At 60.0% G+C, this 19,014-nt stretch carries 15 protein-coding genes and 1 tRNA gene; 7 read left to right on the forward strand and 9 right to left on the reverse strand.

The genetic code is table 11. From position 1 onward, the window contains the following. Nucleotides 1-250: 250 nt before the first annotated feature. The 4 genes from nac to D8B20_RS10845 form a co-directional block, all read right to left on the reverse strand. Nucleotides 251-1,168 (reverse strand): nitrogen assimilation transcriptional regulator NAC, encoded by a 918-nt coding sequence (gene nac / locus D8B20_RS10830; RefSeq protein WP_145888879.1) that lies wholly within the window; start codon nucleotides 1,166-1,168, stop codon nucleotides 251-253. A 440-nt stretch (nucleotides 1,169-1,608) separates the two neighbouring features. Further along, a complete protein-coding gene (locus D8B20_RS10835; RefSeq protein ID WP_145888880.1) occupies nucleotides 1,609-2,640 on the reverse strand; it encodes an ABC transporter permease in 1,032 nt (343 codons plus the stop codon). A 13-nt stretch (nucleotides 2,641-2,653) separates the two neighbouring features. Beyond that, nucleotides 2,654-4,138 (reverse strand): sugar ABC transporter ATP-binding protein, encoded by a 1,485-nt coding sequence (locus D8B20_RS10840; RefSeq protein ID WP_145888881.1) that lies wholly within the window; start codon nucleotides 4,136-4,138, stop codon nucleotides 2,654-2,656. Nucleotides 4,139-4,170: 32 nt separating this feature from the next. Further along, complete coding sequence (locus tag D8B20_RS10845) at nucleotides 4,171-5,094, reverse strand: sugar ABC transporter substrate-binding protein (RefSeq protein ID WP_145888882.1); 924 nt, start codon at nucleotides 5,092-5,094, stop codon at nucleotides 4,171-4,173. A 501-nt stretch (nucleotides 5,095-5,595) separates the two neighbouring features. On the opposite strand from D8B20_RS10845, the gene D8B20_RS10850 reads away from it, so the two are divergent. Then, nucleotides 5,596-5,671 (forward strand) — tRNA-Asn (locus D8B20_RS10850). A gap of 75 nt (nucleotides 5,672-5,746) precedes the next feature. Here D8B20_RS10850 and D8B20_RS10855 read toward each other — a convergent pair. After that, nucleotides 5,747-7,546, reverse strand: a complete 1,800-nt coding sequence (locus tag D8B20_RS10855) for a DNA/RNA non-specific endonuclease (protein WP_145888883.1) — start codon at nucleotides 7,544-7,546, stop codon at nucleotides 5,747-5,749. Between the two features lie 236 nt (nucleotides 7,547-7,782). Here D8B20_RS10855 and D8B20_RS10860 point away from each other — a divergent pair, with 236 nt between their 5' ends. From D8B20_RS10860 to D8B20_RS10870, 3 genes are all read left to right on the forward strand, one after another. Continuing rightward, a complete protein-coding gene (locus D8B20_RS10860; RefSeq protein WP_145888884.1) occupies nucleotides 7,783-8,424 on the forward strand; it encodes a TetR/AcrR family transcriptional regulator in 642 nt (213 codons plus the stop codon). Between the two features lie 78 nt (nucleotides 8,425-8,502). Beyond that, entirely contained in the window at nucleotides 8,503-9,885 is a 1,383-nt protein-coding gene (locus tag D8B20_RS10865; RefSeq protein ID WP_145888885.1) for a D-arabinono-1,4-lactone oxidase, read from the forward strand. 19 nt (nucleotides 9,886-9,904) lie between these two features. Then, a complete protein-coding gene (locus tag D8B20_RS10870) occupies nucleotides 9,905-10,747 on the forward strand; it encodes a glycosyltransferase family 8 protein (protein WP_145888886.1) in 843 nt (280 codons plus the stop codon). A gap of 65 nt (nucleotides 10,748-10,812) precedes the next feature. Here the strand turns inward: D8B20_RS10870 and D8B20_RS10875 are convergent, their stop codons facing one another. Next, entirely contained in the window at nucleotides 10,813-11,835 is a 1,023-nt protein-coding gene (locus tag D8B20_RS10875; protein ID WP_145888887.1) for an LLM class flavin-dependent oxidoreductase, read from the reverse strand. 269 nt (nucleotides 11,836-12,104) lie between these two features. On the opposite strand from D8B20_RS10875, the gene D8B20_RS10880 reads away from it, so the two are divergent. After that, complete coding sequence (locus tag D8B20_RS10880; protein WP_145888888.1) at nucleotides 12,105-12,890, forward strand: phosphate/phosphite/phosphonate ABC transporter substrate-binding protein; 786 nt, start codon at nucleotides 12,105-12,107, stop codon at nucleotides 12,888-12,890. Nucleotides 12,891-12,918: 28 nt separating this feature from the next. Here the strand turns inward: D8B20_RS10880 and fusA are convergent, their stop codons facing one another. Beyond that, complete coding sequence (fusA, locus tag D8B20_RS10885) at nucleotides 12,919-15,018, reverse strand: elongation factor G (protein ID WP_145888889.1); 2,100 nt, start codon at nucleotides 15,016-15,018, stop codon at nucleotides 12,919-12,921. Between the two features lie 201 nt (nucleotides 15,019-15,219). On the opposite strand from fusA, the gene D8B20_RS10890 reads away from it, so the two are divergent. Both D8B20_RS10890 and D8B20_RS10895 read left to right on the forward strand, forming a co-directional pair. Then, nucleotides 15,220-16,131 (forward strand): ketopantoate reductase family protein, encoded by a 912-nt coding sequence (locus D8B20_RS10890; RefSeq protein WP_145888890.1) that lies wholly within the window; start codon nucleotides 15,220-15,222, stop codon nucleotides 16,129-16,131. A gap of 113 nt (nucleotides 16,132-16,244) precedes the next feature. Then, entirely contained in the window at nucleotides 16,245-17,312 is a 1,068-nt protein-coding gene (locus D8B20_RS10895; RefSeq protein ID WP_145888891.1) for a LacI family DNA-binding transcriptional regulator, read from the forward strand. Nucleotides 17,313-17,336: 24 nt separating this feature from the next. Here the strand turns inward: D8B20_RS10895 and tmaR are convergent, their stop codons facing one another. Both tmaR and D8B20_RS10905 read right to left on the reverse strand, forming a co-directional pair. Next, nucleotides 17,337-17,657 (reverse strand): PTS system regulator TmaR, encoded by a 321-nt coding sequence (tmaR, locus tag D8B20_RS10900; RefSeq protein ID WP_145888892.1) that lies wholly within the window; start codon nucleotides 17,655-17,657, stop codon nucleotides 17,337-17,339. A gap of 172 nt (nucleotides 17,658-17,829) precedes the next feature. Beyond that, nucleotides 17,830-18,888: an FUSC family protein gene (locus tag D8B20_RS10905; RefSeq protein ID WP_145888893.1), complete on the reverse strand. Its 1,059-nt coding sequence runs from the start codon at nucleotides 18,886-18,888 to the stop codon at nucleotides 17,830-17,832. Nucleotides 18,889-19,014: the final 126 nt, after the last annotated feature.

Below are 19,014 nucleotides of genomic sequence, written 5' to 3' on the forward strand. Positions count from 1 at the left end.
TGTTTACGCCATGTTATGAAGTTGCTACCCCTGCAACAAATAATAAAAAACCGCTTGTTATGCGTAATAGTAATAAGAAGCGGCGCAGAGGCGGGCTTGCGGATGGCAGCCACGGCGGCAGGACGACGCAATCCGCTATTGCGTCGGGATAACGACAGGATCAGGGAAGACTCTCCCGCAGGCGGGAGAGCATGACAGGCAAAAGGGATGAAGAACGCAAGGCACGCGGCGGGCAGGAACCCGGGCGCGGTCAGCTCACCAGCATCAGCGGACGCTCCTCCACCAGCGGTTTATTCAGCAGCGACAGCAGAATATTTTTCACTGCCTGGGCTGAGGGTGACAGCGGCAGGCGCGTGGCAACATTCAGCGACAGCGGCAGGTTGAGTGACGGGCTGTTGATGCGCGCCATCCACGCGTGCGTTGAGCTGACGAGCGCGCGGGCGGCCGACTCCGGCAGCACCGTCACGCCCATGCCGCTGGAAACGGCGGCCGTGAGCGTGGCGATCGATTCAATCTCACCGATGATTTTTGCGCTGAGACGACGCAGTGAAAAGGCTTCATCGACACGCTTGCGCACGGCGCTGTAATCACGCGGCAGGAACAGGTTCATCTCTGCCACGTCCGCCAGATCCACCGCTGCGCCCAGACAGGCGGTCGCCCCCACCAGATACAGCTCCTCTTTTAACAGCGGAATGCTGTTGATGCCCGCCGTCGGGGCGCGATCGTACAGCACGGCCATATCCAGCTGACCGCTGAGCACCTTTTCATTAAGGGTGGTGCCGCTGTTTTCATGCAAATAGACCAGCACGTCCGGATACTGCTCACGCACCGTCTGCAGCAGCGGCATGGTCAGCGAAGAGGCCGCCGTTCCCGGCGCCAGCCCTATCGACACCTGACCGTTCAGCGCCTGCCCGGCGTTGATGACCGCGGTCTGCGCCTGTTCGCACTGGCGCAGAATGGTACGGGCATGTGAGTAAAGAATTTTGCCGGCTTCGGTTGGCGTCACGCCGCGTTTGGTGCGGATTAACAGCTGCTGGTCGAGTTCGTTCTCCAGCGTTGCCACCTGCTGGCTGAGTGCCGGCTGTGCAATGTGCAGCACTTCTGCTGCCTGAGTCAGGCTGCCAATATCGACGATTTTCACGAAGTATTTCAGTCGTCTTAAGTTCATATTGCCTCCGGTAAGGATTCCCTGAATGCCCAGGATTGAGTGTTCAGCCTGCTGGCTTGTGCAGAGTAAATTGCAATATGCAGGCCAGTTTTATATCGCCGACGCGGTCGCTGCATACGGTTTTTCCTAACAGGCGGGAAAATAAGCCTTTCTGATTACCCCGGAAGCGTTATGGCGCGGCAGACAGGCGCTTTTACCCGCCCGGCAGCGCCGTTACGCACTCCGATGGTGCAACCGCGCAAGGCTGATGTGCAAAAAAGTGATGACGCTGCGGGCGCGGCGGCGGCAGACAGGCGGAAGAGCGGGCAAACGACAGCGTCAGCGGGGTAACGGCAGTGGCTCAGCCAGTGGGAAAACTTATCAGCCGGTGAGGCGGGTGCGGCCATCCGTTTAACGCTGCGCACAGCGTACTCTGCGCAGCGAAAACGGACGGGTCAGGCTTAGCGTTTTTTGCGGTTGCGATGCATGTCGATAGAAACCGCGGCCACAATGATCATCCCTTTAATGATGTCCTGCACGTAGGCATCCACGCCGACAAAGGTGAAACCGCTTTTGATCAGGCCAAGGATCACCGCACCAATCAGCGTGCCGGTGATGCGGCCGACGCCGCCCATCAGGCTGCTGCCGCCAATCACCGCCGCGGCGATGGCATCCAGCTCGTAGGCCATCCCCATGCTGGACTGTCCGCTGCTGACGCGCGCCGCCAGCACCACACCCGCCAGACCGGAGAGCGCACCGGCGATGGTGTACACAATGACCAGATATTTGTTGACGTTAATGCCGGAAACTTTGGCCGAGGTCATGTTGCCGCCGATGGCATACACGTATTTACCGTAGCGCGTGTGCTTCAGGGCAATGTGGAACAGGAAAGCCACCACCAGGAAGATGATAACCGGCATCGCGCCCTGGCCGATGGCGGTAAAGCCGTCGGAGAGGAAGCTGATCGGGTTACCCTGCGTATAGTACTGCGCCAGGCCGCGCGCGGAGACCATCATACCCAGCGTGGCAATGAAGGGCGGAATCCCGGTTCGGGTAATTAGCACGCCGTTGATCAGGCCGCACAGCAGACCGACGCCGATACCGGCACCAATTGGAATGGCCGCCGGCAGGTTCACCAGCGACGGGAACATCGGCGTCAGGCTGTCAGAGGTTTGCGCCAGACTGGCGGCCACGACGGCGGTCAGGGCAATGACCGAGCCGGAAGAGAGGTCAATGCCGGTGGTGATGATCACCTGGGTAACGCCGACGGCGATGATGCCGATGATGGCCACCTGCAGCACAATCAGCACTAAACGGTTGGTGTTGAGCAGAAAAGACTGGTCACGCACGTACCAGCCAGCAATTTCAAAAATCAGGGCGATACCGACCATCACCACAAAAATGCCGGTGTCTTTGGGCAGCTTATGCCGCAGACTGGCAAAAAACGACGTCGGTTCGGTAGCCTGGGGAGCCGTAGCTTTTACATTGTTCATAAGGGTTCGCGCCTCACTCTGATGCCAGCGACAAAATGGTTTCCTGGTCGGCGTCTTCTTTATCGAGGATGCCGGTAATACGTCCGCCGTGCATCACCATCACGCGGTCACTCATGCCGAGAATTTCCGGCAGCTCCGAAGAGACCATAATGATGGCGACACCACGGTTAGCCAGTTCACTGATCAGGCGGTAGATTTCGGCTTTGGCGCCGACGTCGATGCCGCGCGTCGGTTCGTCGAGAATCAGGATCTTTGGCTGCGCCAGCAGCCAGCGTGCGATCAGCACCTTCTGCTGGTTGCCGCCGCTGAGGTTGTTGATGATCTGATCCATGGTTGGCGTTTTGATATTGAGTTTGCGGATCTGCTCCATACAGTCCTGCGCCATCTTCACATGGCTGACAAATCCACTTTTGCCGATGTAGTCAGGCATATTGACGATGCTCATGTTCTCCAGCACGGACAGCACGAGGAACAGGCCGGACTTTTTCCGGTCTTCGGTCAGAAACGCCATGCCCTTCTCAATGGCGGTGGAGGGCGAATCAATGTTGACCGGCACGCCGTCAATGAGGATTTCCCCGCTGTCGAACCGCTCCATGCCGAACAGACTTTCCATGACTTCGCTGCGTCCGGCGCCCACCAGCCCGGCCACGCCAAGGATCTCGCCTTTGCGCACGCTGAAGCTGACATCGGTAAAGCGATCTTTACAGGTCAGGTTGCGCACCGTCAGCACTTCGTCGCCGATGGCGCTGTTGAATTTCGGGAACAGCTGCGTCAGTTCGCGGCCCACCATTTGGGTGATCAGCGACTGGCGGGTAAAGGCGGTGGTACTGTCGCTGCCTACCCAGGTGCCGTCACGGAAAATACTGATCTCGTCGGTGATGGCGAAGATCTCATCCATTTTATGGCTGATATAGATGATGGCTTTGCCCTGCGCCCGCAGATCGCGAATGATATTGAACAGGTGGGCGACTTCGGTCTCGGTCAGGGCGGAGGTCGGCTCATCCATTATCACAACGTCGGAGTTCCACGACACGGCTTTGGCAATTTCCACCATCTGCTGGGCGGCAATGCTGAGATCGCCGACCAGGCGATCCGCTTTCAGCCGGATATTCAGGTTGTTCAGCAGCTCCTGCGTCTGCCGGTTGAGTTTACCGTGGTCGACAAAGCCGTACTTCATCGGTTCGCGGCCGAGCCAGATGTTCTCGGCGACGGTCATGTACGGCACCAGATTCAGCTCCTGGTGAATCATGGAGATGCCGGAACGCAGCGCGTCCATGGTGTCCTGAAACTGCACTGGCTCCCCTTTAATGCGGATGGTGCCCTTATCGGGACGATACATCCCGATAAGGCACTTCATTAAAGTGGATTTGCCCGCGCCATTTTCGCCCATCAGGGCATGTACCGACCCCGGTTTAATACGCAGTGAGACATTGTCGAGTGCCTTCACCCCGGGGAAGAACTTGCTGATGCCTTCGGCTTCAAGCGCAAAAGCGGTCATACATCACCTCCGTACGGCTTTATCGGGTTCGGTTATTTCTGGTTACGGTTCTCGAACTGCGCCATGTTGTCTTTGGTGATCAGCTGGTAAGGGATATTGATGATTTTTTCCACTTTCTCGCCGTTCACCAGTTTCAGTGCCGTCTGAACCGCGCCTTCACCCTGCCCTTTCGCATCCTGGAACACGGTGGCCACCATCTTGCCGTTTTTCAGCATCTGCAGCGCATCAGGCGTGCCATCGACGCCGGCAATCAGGATGTGATTGGGGTTTTTACCCAGCGCCTGCAGTGCACCAATCGCCATCTCATCGTTGTTGGAGGCGATGGCCTGAATGTCGTCACCGGCGGTCATCCAGTTGCTCACCACGTCGACGGCGTCGTTACGCGTGAACTTCGCGGTCTGTTTCTGAACCACTTTGATGCCCGGATATTTGGCCACCACGGCTTCCACCCCTTTGGTACGATCACGGGTGGATTCGTTGGCGAGGTCACCCATCAGAATCGCCACGTTGCCTTTGCCGTTCATGGCTTTTGCCAGCGCTTCCATCTGCAGACGGCCGGCCAGTTCGGAATCGGAACCGACATACGCCATTTTCGCCGTCAGCTCGCCCGCCGGTTTACGGTTAACGAACACCAGCGGGATACCGGCTTTACTGGCGGCATCCATCACCGGTTTCACCGCGTTGGTGTCCACCGGGTTGACGATGATGGCGTCCACGCCCTGGCCAATAAAGTTCTGAACCTGTTGCAGCTGCTGGGAGACGTCGCCTTTGGCATCTTCCACCTGCCCTTTGACGTTGTCTTTTTGCATCTCTTTTTGCATTGCGGTGCGCAGGATGGTGAGGAAATTGTCATCAAACAGCGCCATAGAAACGCCCACCTGAATATCTTTTGCCATCACGGCGGCAGGTAACATGCAAGCTAACAGGGAAGTCACTAACGCTTTTTTGAATTTCATAGGTAACCCTTCTTATTTGTTAACGTGCTCAGGTTGGCTGATACGACGAATGAAAAATATCTTTTACATTCACTCAACGTCGCTGGCGCTTTTTTTTGCTCTGTAGAGGTACAGCTTCAGCTCTTCTGGTTTACGGCAACGGCATCGTGCAATTTATTTCTAATCAACAGGTTAATTCCAGGTGACGTATTCAGACTGCGAAACTGATTTCGTGCGTGACGATAAGCAGTTTATTTGTTTCATAAATACTTCATTTGAAATTTTCATCATAAAAGCACTGAAACGCCTGTTTTAAAATCAGCAAATAACAAAACTTTGACACGCATCTAACATCTCAAAGGAAATGCGTTTAAAGTGAGATCTTGCTGGCAGTTTGAAATCTGTACGCCCGCGCCAGAAAAGCAGCAATCCGCTGCTTTTCCGCGCACTTAAACCAGAAGTGTGCAGTCGGGCTTTGACAACGGGGATCGGCATCGTTAATATGCGCCTCGTTCACACGATTCCTCTGTAGTTCAGTCGGTAGAACGGCGGACTGTTAATCCGTATGTCACTGGTTCGAGTCCAGTCAGAGGAGCCAGATTCAGAAAAGCCCGCTCAGGGAAACCCGAGCGGGCTTTTTGCTTTTTTGTTTTTTACGCTGGCGGGCCGGCGGTTACAGCAAATCCTCCCACGTCATGATGAGCTTCGCCGGCAGGGGTTCGGCCCGCAAAGCCGGCTCCGGCTGCCAGCTGTCCCAGTCACGAAAGGCGCTGAAATTCAGCCCGGTCAGGCTCTCCAGCGCGCTGACCGCCACGCGGTACTCATCCACCTGCGGCACTGCCTGTGGCTGCACCGGCGGCAGAACGCGCCGGGGTTCGTCCAGCAATTTATCCTGACTCACCAGCAGGGCTGTCGCCTGCGGCCTGCCCTGTGGCCCGATGCGCAGCACCACTTTCCAGAACATCAGCGGCACCTGCAGCGTGCCATATTGCCGGTGCTGATCGTTGAGCACCGGCCCGGTGAGCACGCTGATCTGCTGCTTAGTCTGTAACACGCCCGATTCGAGGATGTAGCGCTCCACGCCCTGCCAGTACTGGATGCTCTGGTTAAAGCGGAAGTGCTGCGGCGAGCAGTTAGTAAAGTGAAAGGTGTCTTTGTTGGCGCGCACCGCCTCTGCTGCGCTGCCCCAGGTGGGGTCGCTGCGGCGGGTCAGATGGCCGCGATCAAACCAGCGGCTGAACTCGCTGTAAAATGACTGACCGGTCACGTAGCGGCGATCGATACGGCTGTCTTCATACCAGCGGTCGCCTTCCGGCAGCAAAGCGGGCTGGCCGCTGTCGCGATCGATGGTGATGTACCGCGCGCCGTCGATATTGGTGGCGGTGAAAAAGGCCAGCTGCCGCTCTGCGCTCATCAGCAGCGAGAAGTGCTCATAATCCAGCCGGGCAGCCGCGCCCTGACGGCCATCAAGCAGCGGCGCCACTTCGCTGACGCGCGGTGCGATGATATCAGCGAGTTCAATATGGGTGCCGCTGAGAAAACCGGCCTGGAAACCGCTGCGGTTGCCGTAATCGGTGTCCGGCGGCGCGGCGCGGGCGGCAGAGGTCAGCGGCGGTGCCTGTGCCGTCAGCGCCTGCATCAGCAGGGACTGCTGCGGCAGCGGCAGGGACGGCAGTGTCGCTTTCAGCCAGTCGGTAATGGCGCTGAGGCGAATGCCCTCATTCACCAGGCTGCCGTTCTCTTCCGTGGCGCCGTGATGCAACGCCACCAGCTGCCAGGCGTCATTGAACACCGGTGCACCGGACGATCCCCCCTCGCTGTCCGCCTCGTAATGCAGAAACTGCTCATGCCGCGCCAGTAACGCATTGTTGCGCAGCGTCACCTGCTGCGGTGCGCCCGCCGGATGGTGAATCAGGTTCAGGCTGATACCCAGCGCATGTTTATCGTGACGATCGTCCAGCGTCAGCGGTCGCGGTGCGTCGCCGCTGCCGCCAGCCGCGTCACCCAGCGCCACCAGCGTGCAATCCAGCTCCCCGGTGGGACTGGTGATCCAGAAGCGCGCCGCATCCAGCCGGAAACGCGGCCCGCTGACGATCTCACCCGCCGCGTTCTGCTGATAGCCAAACTCCACGGTGACGCGCCCGGCCGCCTCCGCATCCGGCAGCAAATGGTGATTGGTCACCAGCAGGTTGCCGTGCGTGAGAAAGCCGCTGCCTTTCGGCACGCCGTCTTCCCGGATCAGCGCCACGCCGCGCGCGGCGTTCATCCCCTGCTGCAGAAACGCCACCGGCAGTAAATCGTTTCTGCCGATCAGCACCCCCTGCCGCAGCCGCGCCTGAAACGCATAACGCTGTGCGCGGCGCGCATCCGGCTCCGCCTGCTGCCCTGCACGCAGGGCGGCGTGCGTCTGCTGGCGCTGGCCGGCGGTGAGCGCCAGCCGGGAAGCAATCAGGGCTTTCACTTGCTCATTCATGTGCATCTCCATGAGGAAAAAAACCGCCCTTTAACCATAGCCGCTGAAGATGACGGAACAAGCCGCGATCGGTGCGCGTGCCGCGGCGGAATGCTATGCTGACGCGCGGCGCAAACTGCGCCAGGACGCGCCAGAGAGCGCGGCGGCCGGAACCTGGCCCTGATCGCCTCCCGCCGCGCCACCGGATAACATCGTCTGTGTTACCCTGCCTGTTTGACTGACCATGACTGAGCACTATGTCGGAAACCACACCAAAACGGAAAAATGACCCGGAAGGGCTGAAAAAACGCATTCTTGCCGGGGCGCTGCAAACCTTTGCCGAACACGGTATGCAAGGAGCCCGCATGGAGCAGATCGCCGAGCTGGCGAACACCACCAAACGCATGGTGGTCTATCACTTTGTGAACAAAGAAAAGCTTTACATTGAAGTGCTGGAGCAGGTGTACCAGGCAATCCGTCAGCATGAAACCGGTCTGAACCTGACCACGCTGCCACCGGAGGAAGCGCTGATAAAACTGGTGGAAGCCAGCTTTGACTATCACGTCTCGCATCCGGATTTTATGCGTCTGGTGTGCAGCGAAAACCTGCTGCGCGGACGCTATATCATGCAGTCGGCACGCATCAAAGCCATGAACAAAAGCACCCTTGATCTGCTGGAGAATATCCTCACCCGCGGCCAGCAGCAGGGCCTGTTCCTCGACGATCTCAACACCGTGGACGTGCACCGCCTGCTGAGCAGTATCTGCGTTCACCATGTTTCCAATCGCTACACCTTCCATACGCTGTTTACCCCCGGGGATAGCGAAGAGGACAGCATACGCCGCAATCGTCAGCTGGCGGTGACGGCAACGCTGCGTTACGTGCGCAAAGCCCCGTAATCTGCGGGTTCGCTATGATGGTCTACGCTTGAATAAATAACCGGGACCGTCACCGACCACAGATTAAGGACTGCCGCAGTGAACAGAGACACCCTGCTCTATCCCTTACGCAACACCAGCCATACTGAAGCCGATGCCAGCCTGTTGAACTGGGCGCAGAACAGCGTGGTCGGGCAACGACAGCAGCTGCATCAGCCGCAGAATGAAGCGGCGCTGCAGCAGTTACTGCGTGATTCACATGGCAAAGTGCGCGTGCTGGGCAGCCGGCTGTCACCCGGGCGGATGCTGTGTGTTCAGCCGGACGACGTGCCGCTGGACCTCAGCGCGCTGCGCGGGGTGCTGGCACAGGATGCAGCGAGCGTCACCTTCGCGGCCGGTACGCCGATGCAGGAGGTCTACGACACCCTGACCGGCATGGATCGCATGCTGGCTTCGGCGCCGGGAGTTATCGCCATTCAAACCCTGGCCGGTGCCATGGCCACCGGAACGCACGGTCAGGGCCTGCAGCAGAGTTCGCTGGCTGACGAAGCGCTACGCATCCGTATGGTGCTTGCCGACGGCAGCGTGCGCGAATTTGTGCGCGGCGAGGCGGATTTCCCGGCGGCGCAGGTTTCACTGGGCTCGCTGGGGATTGTCACCGCTGTCACCCTGCGCACCGGGCCGTTCCGCCTGTTCAGCTGCCATAAGTTTGCCGCCAGCGCCGATACGCTGGAGCAGGATCTGCCGGCGTGGAACACGCAGCATGCCATGAGCAAAGCCTGGTGGTTTGTGGATGACAATCTGATGCACGTCTGGAATGCCGACGAAGCCAGCGCAGAGGACACGCAGGCCTGGTATGCCAACCAGCGGGAAGTGATTGAACATGGCGACAACGCGGACAGCAGTCTGAACGACACCATCGATCAGACGCTGGCGCACATGCATCGTGACACCCAAATTCACGGTAAAGGCGGCAAGCAGTTTCGCACGGTAACGCGTTTTCGCGATTTTACCGACATCAGCGGCGATATTTATCAACTGTTTTGCCGCGGGATCGCCGTGCCGCAAATCAACGTCGAAATCGGCGTGCCGCTGGCGCAGACGCCGCAGATTATCCGCAAAATCAAAGCCTGGTATGCGGAGAATAAACCGCATATGCACTACCCCATTATCCTGCGCTGCACCGGCGCGTCTGAGGCCTGGCTCAGTCCCTCTCACCAGCAGCCCACCTGTTTCTTTGGCTTTGTGGTGTATTACGCCGACGATGGTTCGCTGTCGCAGGAGGGTCTGCATTTCCTTAGCGAAGTGGAAAAACTGCTGGCCGCAGAAGGCGGACGCCCGCACTGGGGGAAATATTATGACCCGCAGCGTTACGCCTGGCGGGAAATCTATCCGCAGTGGGATGCCTTCCGCGCGGTGCGTGAGCAGCTCGATCCGCATCACCGTTTCAGCAATGACTACGTCACTGCATTGTTCGATTAAAGCCTGACAGGGAGAAATTATGTTTGCCTGGGTAACGCTGCTGACGCAGCCGGATTACACCACTGGCGTGAAAGCGCTGCACCACTCACTGAAGCGCAGCGGCACGCGCTGGCCGCTGATTGTGATGGTGACTGACGCAATTGACACCGCAACGCGGGAAGCGCTGCAGCAGGCCGGCTGCGTGGTGCATCCGGTTGAGCCGCTGATGCCGGACACGCAGCTGGAGCAGCACTACGCCTCTGCACAGTTTGGCGAAGTCTGGAGTAAGCTGCGCGCCTGGGAGCTGACCGACTGCGAACGGGTGGTGTTCCTGGATGCGGATATGCTGGTGCTGCGCAACATGGACGAGCTGTTTACGCTGGATCTGGGTAAACACGCGCTGGCCGCCTGTCACGCCTGCCGCTGTAACCCGAACCAGATTGCCAGTTACCCGGCCAGCTGGCAGCCGGAAAACTGTCATTACACCTGGCAGGCGCGCGGTGAAGCCGCGCCGGCCACGCTGGATAACTACCTTAACGGCGGTTTCCTGGTGCTGAAGCCGGATCGGGCGGTGTTTGACTGGCTGCAGCAGAAGGTGCTGGAGATCGACGATCTGCGCCGTTACCCGTTCTCGGAGCAGGATCTGCTGAATGAAGTGTTTGCCGGACGCTGGCTGCCGCTACCCTATATCTATAATGCGCTGAAGACCCTGCCCTTCCAGCACCCCGCGCTATGGCGGCAGGAGGAGGTCAAAAATCTGCATTACATCCTCGCCAAGCCGTGGAAGCGCGATCTCCGCCAGCCGGAAGCGGAACGCGACCGCTACTATGCGCTGGATAAGCTGTGGTGGGAACTGGGGGCCGGGACGGTTTCCGCCGGATAATCCCGCCCGCGGGCAAAAAAAATGGCGGCCATCCGGCCGCCAGATTGAGCGAGACCCACTGCGCATCAGCGCCAGCCGAGTTCCGGCGCCACGTGCGTCAGGATGCTTTCGATCACGTGCGCACAGTAATCCACCCCAAGCTGATTCGGAATGGTCAGCAGCAGCGTATCCGCTTCCGCAATCCCCTCATCCTGCGCCAGCTGTTTGATCAGCTGATCCGGTTCCGCGGCGTAGCTGCGGCCAAAGATGGCGCGGGTTTTCTCGTCGAGGAAACCGACCGAATCGCGCTCCTGACCGCTGCGGCCGAAATAGGCGCGGTCGGTGTCGTTCATCAGCGCAAAAATACTGCGGCTGACGGAAACACGCGGCGTGCGCGCGTGGCCGGCGGCTGCCCAGGCTTCACGATAGGCCCGGATCTGCTTCGCCTGCTGCACGTGGAACGGTTCGCCGGTTTCGTCATCTTTCAGGGTAGAGCTTTGCAGGTTCATGCCCTGCTGCGCCGCCCACACCGAGGTGGCGTTGGAGCCGGAACCCCACCAGATGCGCTCACGCAATCCTTCGGAGAAGGGCTCCAGCCGCAGCAGGCCCGGCGGGTTCGGGAACATCGGCTGCGGATTGGGTTTCGCAAAACCTTCGCCGCGCAGCACCTCCAGCAGCTCTTCGGTATGACGACGCCCCATATCGGCGTCGCTCTCCCCGTCGCGCGGGTCAAAGCCGAAATAGCGGTAGCCTTCAATGACCTGTTCCGGCGAGCCGCGGCTGAGCCCCAGCTGCAGGCGTCCGTTGGCGATCAGATCCGCCGCGCCGGCATCTTCCGCCATATACAGCGGGTTCTCATAGCGCATGTCGATCACGCCGGTACCGATTTCAATCCGCTGCGTTTTTGCGCCGACCGCAGCCAGCAGCGGGAACGGTGAACTCAGCTGGCGCGCAAAGTGATGAACGCGAAAATAGGCGCCATCTGCCCCCAGCTCCTCTGCGGCAACGGCAAGGTCAATCGACTGCAGCAGCACGTCCTGCGCCGAACGGGTGGCGGAGTGCGGTGACGGGGTCCAGTGACCAAAGGATAAAAAGCCAATCTTTTTCATCGTGTGTGCTCCTCGCGGGCCTGGCCGGCCCGGACGTAATAATCTGGATTCGATACCCAAAGGTTACGCCAGCCGCGATGCCACTGATAGCCAATAGTTTTCGTGCGCTTCTTCAACTTTTTTGCACAACATCCGCTGCAGCAGGCTGACGGGTAAATCACAGCGCGGCGTAGCCGTGTCGCTTATTATTGGTTACGCTTAAGGCTTCTGTTTTGCGTCAGTGCCCGACTGGCTACGGACACTGACAGGACTGACACAAGGACGCACCTATGCCTATCCTTTCGTTACCGATGTACGATATCGATCATGCCAGCACCCGGCGTCTGACCGCCACGCTTACCACGCTGCTGGCGCAGCGCGACGTGCAGGCTGACGTGGAGTGGCATGACGATCTGCTGCCGCACTGGCGTGACGACAACCTGCTGCTGAGCCAGACCTGCGGCTATCCGCTGGCGGAACTGCTGCCGGAGGTGCAGCTGGTGGGGGCGTTTCACTCTGTCGCGCCCGGGTGTAAAGATCTGCGCTATCGCAGCTGGCTGGTGGTGCGCGGCGAGGAGGCTCACCGGACGCTGGCGGACTTTTACGATCGTCGTGCGGTGTGTAACAGCGCCGATTCGCACTCCGGCTATAACGCGCTGCGCTATGTCATCGCCCCGCTGGCCGTGCAGGGGCGCTTTTTCCGCGAAACCCTGTTCAGCGGCAGCCACCGCGCGTCGCTGACGGCCCTGCGCGAGCAGCAGGCGGATATCGCCGCCATAGACTGTATTACGTGGGCGCTGCTGCGACGCTATGCGCCGCAGGCGCTGGCCGGGCTGGAGATAATCGGCGAAACGCCGCTGTGCGCCGCCCTGCCGCTGATCACCTCGCGCAAGACCGATGCGCTGCTGATGGAGAAACTGCGCAGCGTCCTGTTTGAACTGACGATGGATGACAAATACCGGCCGCTGCTGGATGCCTGCCTGATCGGCGGATTTGCCGTGCCGCAGCGCAGTTTCTTTGATGAAGTGAAAAAATGGGAAGCACAGGCCGCGGCTTACGGCGTGACCCGGCTGTAAAAGATGCGGCTTCCCTGCCGCATGAGGCTTATGACGCGCGCGACGCCACAATCGTCTGCGCCACGTGGGACGGCACCGCAGCGTAACGGGCGAACGTCATGCTGAAGGTGGCGCGGCCCTGCGACAGCGAGCGCAGCGTGGTCGCATAGCCAAACATCTCCGCCAGCGGCACGCCGGCGCGAATAAGTTGCATACCCGCGCGCTCCTCCATCCCCTGCAGCGTGCCGCGCCGCGCGGACAGATCGCCCATAATGCTGCCGGCATAGGCTTCGGGCGTTTCCACTTCAACCTGCATCACCGGTTCCAGCAGCACCGGGTCAGCCTGTTTTGCCGCCGCTTTAACGGCCAGTATTGCCGCCATCCGAAACGCCATCTCCGAAGAGTCCACTTCGTGGTACGAACCAAAGGTCAGCGTTGCCCGGATATCCACCAGCGGATAGCCCGCCAGCACGCCGCCGTTCAGCGCTTCGCGAATCCCTTTCTCAATCGCCGGGATAAACTCACGCGGCACCACACCGCCTTTGGTGGCGTCGGTAAAAGCCACTCCCGCGCCCGCCGCCTGCGGCTCCAGCGTCAGCACAACGTGCCCGTACTGCCCCTTGCCGCCGGACTGACGGACAAATTTGCCTTCCACGTCGTGCGCCGTGCTGCGCAGGGTTTCCCGGTAGGTTACCTGCGGACGACCGATACGCGCTTCCACGCCATATTCACGCTGCAGGCGATCCACAATGATCTCCAGATGCAGCTCTCCCATGCCGGAGATAAGCATCTGGCCGGACTCCGCATCGGTGTGCAGCCGGAACGACGGATCTTCGGCGGCCAGTCGCTGCAGCGCGAGCCCCATCTTCTCCTGATCGCCAGCAGTTTTCGGCTCAATCGACAGGGAAATCACCGGCTCAGGGAATACCATGCGCTCCAGCGTAATCACCGCGTTGGGATCGCACAGGGTTTCTCCGGTGGTGACCTCTTTCAGCCCGACGCAGGCAGCAATGTCACCGGCGCGGATCGCCTCAAGATCAATACGCGCGTTAGCCTGCATCTGCACGATGCGCCCGATGCGCTCTTTGCGCCCCTTTACCGCATTCCATACGCTGTCGCCTTTGCGCAGCACGCCAGCGTAAACCCGCACAAAGGTCAGCTGGCCGACGTAAGGATCGCTCATCAGTTTGAACGCCAGCGCGGCAAAGGGGGCGTCATCATCGGCGTAACGCACCGCCTGCTCTCCGTGCGCATCGATACCGGTCACCGGCGGCACGTCCAGCGGCGAAGGCATCAGTTCGATCACCGCGTCCAGCATGCGCTGCACCCCTTTGTTTTTAAACGCGCTGCCGCACAGCACCGGCTGAATTTCACCGGCCAGTGTGCGCTGCCGCAGCCCGGCGGTGACCTCTGCCTCGCTGAGATCGCCCTGCGTCAGGTAGCGATCCATCAGCGCATCACTGGCTTCCGCCGCTGCCGCCACCATGTGCTCGCGCCACTCCGCGGCCAGCGCCTGCAGATCGTCCGGCACCGGCGCATAGCGGAACGTCATGCCCTGGGTGGCATCATCCCAGTAAATGGCGTGCATCCGGTTGAGATCGACCACGCCGCTGAAGCGCGACTCGGCCCCGATGGGTATCACCACCGGCACCGGATGCGCCTGCAGACGATCTTTCATCATCTGCACGACGCGGAAAAAGTCAGCGCCCTGCCGATCCATCTTGTTCACAAACGCAATGCGCGGCACGTGGTATTTGTTGGCCTGCCGCCACACCGTTTCTGACTGCGGCTGCACGCCTCCGACGGCGTCGTAAACCATAACCGCGCCATCCAGCACGCGCATTGCGCGTTCCACTTCAATGGTGAAATCCACGTGGCCAGGGGTATCAATGATATTGATGCGGTGCGGCGCAAAGCTGCCATCCATACCGGGCCAGAAGCAGCTGACGGCGGCCGAAGTAATGGTAATACCGCGCTCTTGCTCCTGCGCCATCCAGTCGGTGGTTGCCGCACCATCGTGCACTTCACCCAGCTTGTGGCTCATGCCGGTATAAAACAGGATGCGCTCAGTGGTGGTGGTTTTCCCGGCATCAATGTGCGCGGAGATGCCGATGTTGCGATAACGTTCGGCTGGCAGGGTTCGGGGCATGCGGGATCCTTAGTCATAATGACGGCTGACCGGCAGGCACCATTGCCTGCCGCTGCCCACATCCTGTCATTATTGTACGAATAAATACGAACAGTTTGAGCTTTTTTTCATCACCCCCCCGCCCGCTGCCGCGCGTTTTGCCATTGCGGCGCGCTGCCGCGCGCTTTAAGGTAAAAGGCTTTCATCTGCAGGGAACACACTATGCGCATTCTGGTAGTTGGCGCCGGCGCAACCGGCGGCTATTTTGGCGGACGTCTGGCACAGGCCGGGCGAGATGTGACCTTTCTGGTACGTGAACGCCGCTTCCAGCAGCTGCAGCAGACCGGCCTGGTGCTGCAATCACCGAGCGGGACCACGGCGATCGCGCCACAGCTGGTGCAGGCTGAATCGCTGAGCGGACACTATGACCTGATTATTCTTGCGGTGAAAAGCTTTGCGCTGGAGCAGGCCCTGCAGGATATTGCGCCGGTGACCGGCGCGGAGACCCGCATCCTGCCGCTTCTGAACGGTATGCGCCATATCGATACCCTGCGGGCGCGCTTCGGCGACAGGGTGATCGGGGGCCTGTGTAAAATTCACGCCACGCTGGGTGAACACGGCGAGGTGCAGCAGATGTCGCCGCTGCACGTGCTGTGCTACGGCGCACTGGACGGCAATAACGTGCCTTCTCTGCAGCAGATCGATAACGTGCTGCGCGATGCAGGCTTTGAGGCAGTGTTTACCCCTGACATTCTGAGCGAGCTGTGGGAAAAGTGGCTGCTGCTGAGCACGCTCGGCGCGGTCTGCTGCCTGGCGCGCGGCAATACGCAGCAGGTGCTGCGCTCGCAGGGCGGCGAGGCGCTGCTGCAGGGCGTGTTTGCCGAAGTGCTGGCGGTTATCACTGCGGAAGGTTATCAGCCGCGCCCGGCCGTGACGGCGAAGATTCTGGCCACGCTGAGTGATGAACGAACCGCCATGACCTCCTCGCTGTATCGCGATCTGATGCAGGGATATGCCATTGAAGCTGATCAGATCATCGGCGATTTGCGGGTGCGCGCGGCGCGCCATGCGCTGGCCACCCCGCTGCTGAATGCGGTGTATGTCAATCTGCAGGTTTATCAGCAGACGCGCTGAGCGCCTGACGTCACCTGCGGCTGACCGCCCCGGATGCTGCCGCAGGCTGGCGTAATCGCGCGATGGCAGGGAAAAATTTGTTACACTCGCCGCAGCTTATTCAGGAGAGATCAATGACAGCGCGATCTGTAACCCTTGATGACGTCGCCCGGCTGGCCGGCGTCTCTTATCAGACCGTGTCGCGGGTGCTCAATCACTCCGCTCAGGTATCCGGCAGCACGCGCGCCAGAGTGGAAGCGGCGATGCAGCAGCTCAATTATGTGCCAAACCGCGTTGCCCAGCAGCTGGCGGGCAAAGCGACGCGCACGCTGGGGCTGGCGACCAGCGATCTGGCACTGATGGCGCCGGCGCAGATCGCCTCTGCCATTCAGCAGCGCGCGGCGGCACAGGATTATCATCTGGTGATTGCGATGGCCAGCGCCGCATCCGCCCCGCAGGATACCGTTAACGAGCTGCTGGCGCAGCGCGTGGATGGCCTGCTGATTAACCTGCCGCTGGATGCCGCGCAGGCGGCGCAGATTCAGCAGCAGTGCGGCAGTAAGCCCACGCTGTTTCTGGATGTGGAAAGCAGCGCGGCGGTCGCCCAGTGTCAGTATCAGAGCGCCAGCGGAGCGCGTCAGGCGGTGGATCATCTGGTGGCGCTGGGTCATCGCCGGATTGGCGTGCTGAACGGTCCGGCCAGCTCCGCCTCGGCGCGTGCGCGCTTTAGCGCATGGCAGCAGGCGCTGGCAGCGCACCAGCTGGCGCCCGCGTGTGTGCTGAGCGGCGACTGGAGCGCGGCAGCCGGCTATCAGGCGCTGCTGACGCTGCTGCCCGACCATCTGCCGCAGGCGCTGCTGGTCGCCAACGATCAGATGGCGCTGGGCGCAATGCGCGCCCTGCATCAGCATGGCGTGCGCATTCCGGCAGAGATGTCGATCATTGGTTATGACGATACGGCCGAGAGCGCGTGGTATCAGCCGCCGCTGACCACGGTACGGCAGGATTTACAGCAATTGGGGGCGGTAAGCGTGGACCGTCTGCTGGCGCAGCTGGCCGGAGAAACGCCGGCAACGCCACCGCTGGAGACCGCGCTGGTGCTGCGCGAGACCACCGCGCCGCCGCTGCAGCAGCAGCCGGACGTGGCAGAGATTGCGCAGCAGCTGCAGCAGCTGGCGCGGGCATTAAAAAGGTCGCCATAATGGCGACCTCAGAGGGAGCAGCGCTTAGTGGGCTTTTGGTTCGCCCATCGCCTTCAGCTTTTTCGATAGCTCGCGGCGCTCTTTCGACAGATCAGCGTTTTTAATGATGTACTCATCAACGCGGTCTTCATAATCCACGCGCATTGACGCGATAATTTCCTGCACCGCCTCAATGCTCATGCCGGGTTTGATGTACTCGCTCAGGTTATCCAGCAGCAACACACGTTTCTGGTTATCGCGGATTTTCTTCTCGTTGTCCGTGATTTCGCGCTGCAGCTTGTTTTTACGACGAAACATACGCACAAACTCCAGAACGTCCTGAAATGATTGCTTGGCATTTTCCATGTTGGCACCTTTCTTGAGGCCTGCCGCAGCAGGCGGAATAGTCATAAAGCGAAAAGAGTTTCAGCTTAGCGGCTAATGCGCCGGATTCGCAATTCTCACAGCTAAATTCGGACTGGCACTTATCTTAGCGCAAAGAAAGGGCAATTCGTAGATAAGTCGTTGCCAGAGAAAACTATTTGCGCAGCGCCAGACGCACCAGGTCGGTCATGCGCTCCAGCTGCCGCGCCTGTTCCAGGCTCAGCCAGACGTAGCCGTAAATGGCCGTGGTCGCCAGACGTTCGCTGCCGCCGGCGATCAGCGCCTCCAACTCCTGCACGATGGTCTCCAGCTCGTGGCTGTTGGCAGTGACCCGCTCAGTCTCCCCTTTCACCATCAGCGTAGCCAGCGCATTCAGGGTGTTTTCCGTCATCTGCTGCGTACGGCGCAGCGCCGGCGCGTTAAGCAGAATCAGGTGACTTTCGCGTGACGACCACCATGCTTCAATCTGCATCTGCATGGTGTTAACCATATTACGGTTAATGGTCTGAATGGCTTCAAACACCGATTTCGGAATACGCGTCTCCTTGCTGGCCGGCTCCAGCAGCGCGCGCATTTTGATCACGCTGCTGAGCAGCTTCTGAAACCGCGGATTCAGCCGCGGTTTTTCCACCAGGTTGGGTGAGAAGCCGGCATGGTGAATCTTCGCCATGTTGATGAACGCATCGGACAGCTGAATACGCCAGTGCGTATAGGCGCGCTGTGCCCAGATAGCGCTGAACAGCAGCGCCATCAGCGAGCCGAGAATCACATCACCCCCGCGCCACAGCGCCACGGTGAAATCGCCCGCTGGCGCCCCCACCACCACGCCCAGCGTGATGCCAATCAGCAGCGCCATGTAAGGGTGCCTGCCCAGCGTCAGATAGCCGCAGACGATCATGACAATAAAGCACCAGCCCAGCATCAGCGGCAGCGAGTACAGCTCCAGCTTCAGGGCAATCAGCCCGGAGAGCAGCCCGGCAAAGGTGCCGCTGATGCGCTGAATGACGCGGGGCAGCACGTTGCCCCAGGTGGAGATCGGCCCCATCACCACCACCAGCGTAATCAGCGGCCAGGTGCCTTCCGGAATTTCCGTGAGCCGGACAAACAGAAAACAGAGCACAAACGCGATGGCGATGCGCACGCCATGCACGGCGCGATAGTGACGATAAAACCAGAATTCAATCGGTGAGATGGGCTTGTCAGCGCGTAACATGATGATCCGGAGACGGTAAAAATTTGCGCGTTATGTTACCCTGGCGCCAGCGGAACCTTTAGCGCCCGCCGCAGGTTTTTGCAGATTTTTTTGCCGCAGAGGGCCCGTTATAACAGGTGCGCTACA

This window comes from Candidatus Pantoea soli (genome assembly GCF_007833795.1).
Taxonomy (GTDB): domain Bacteria; phylum Pseudomonadota; class Gammaproteobacteria; order Enterobacterales; family Enterobacteriaceae; genus Pantoea; species Pantoea soli.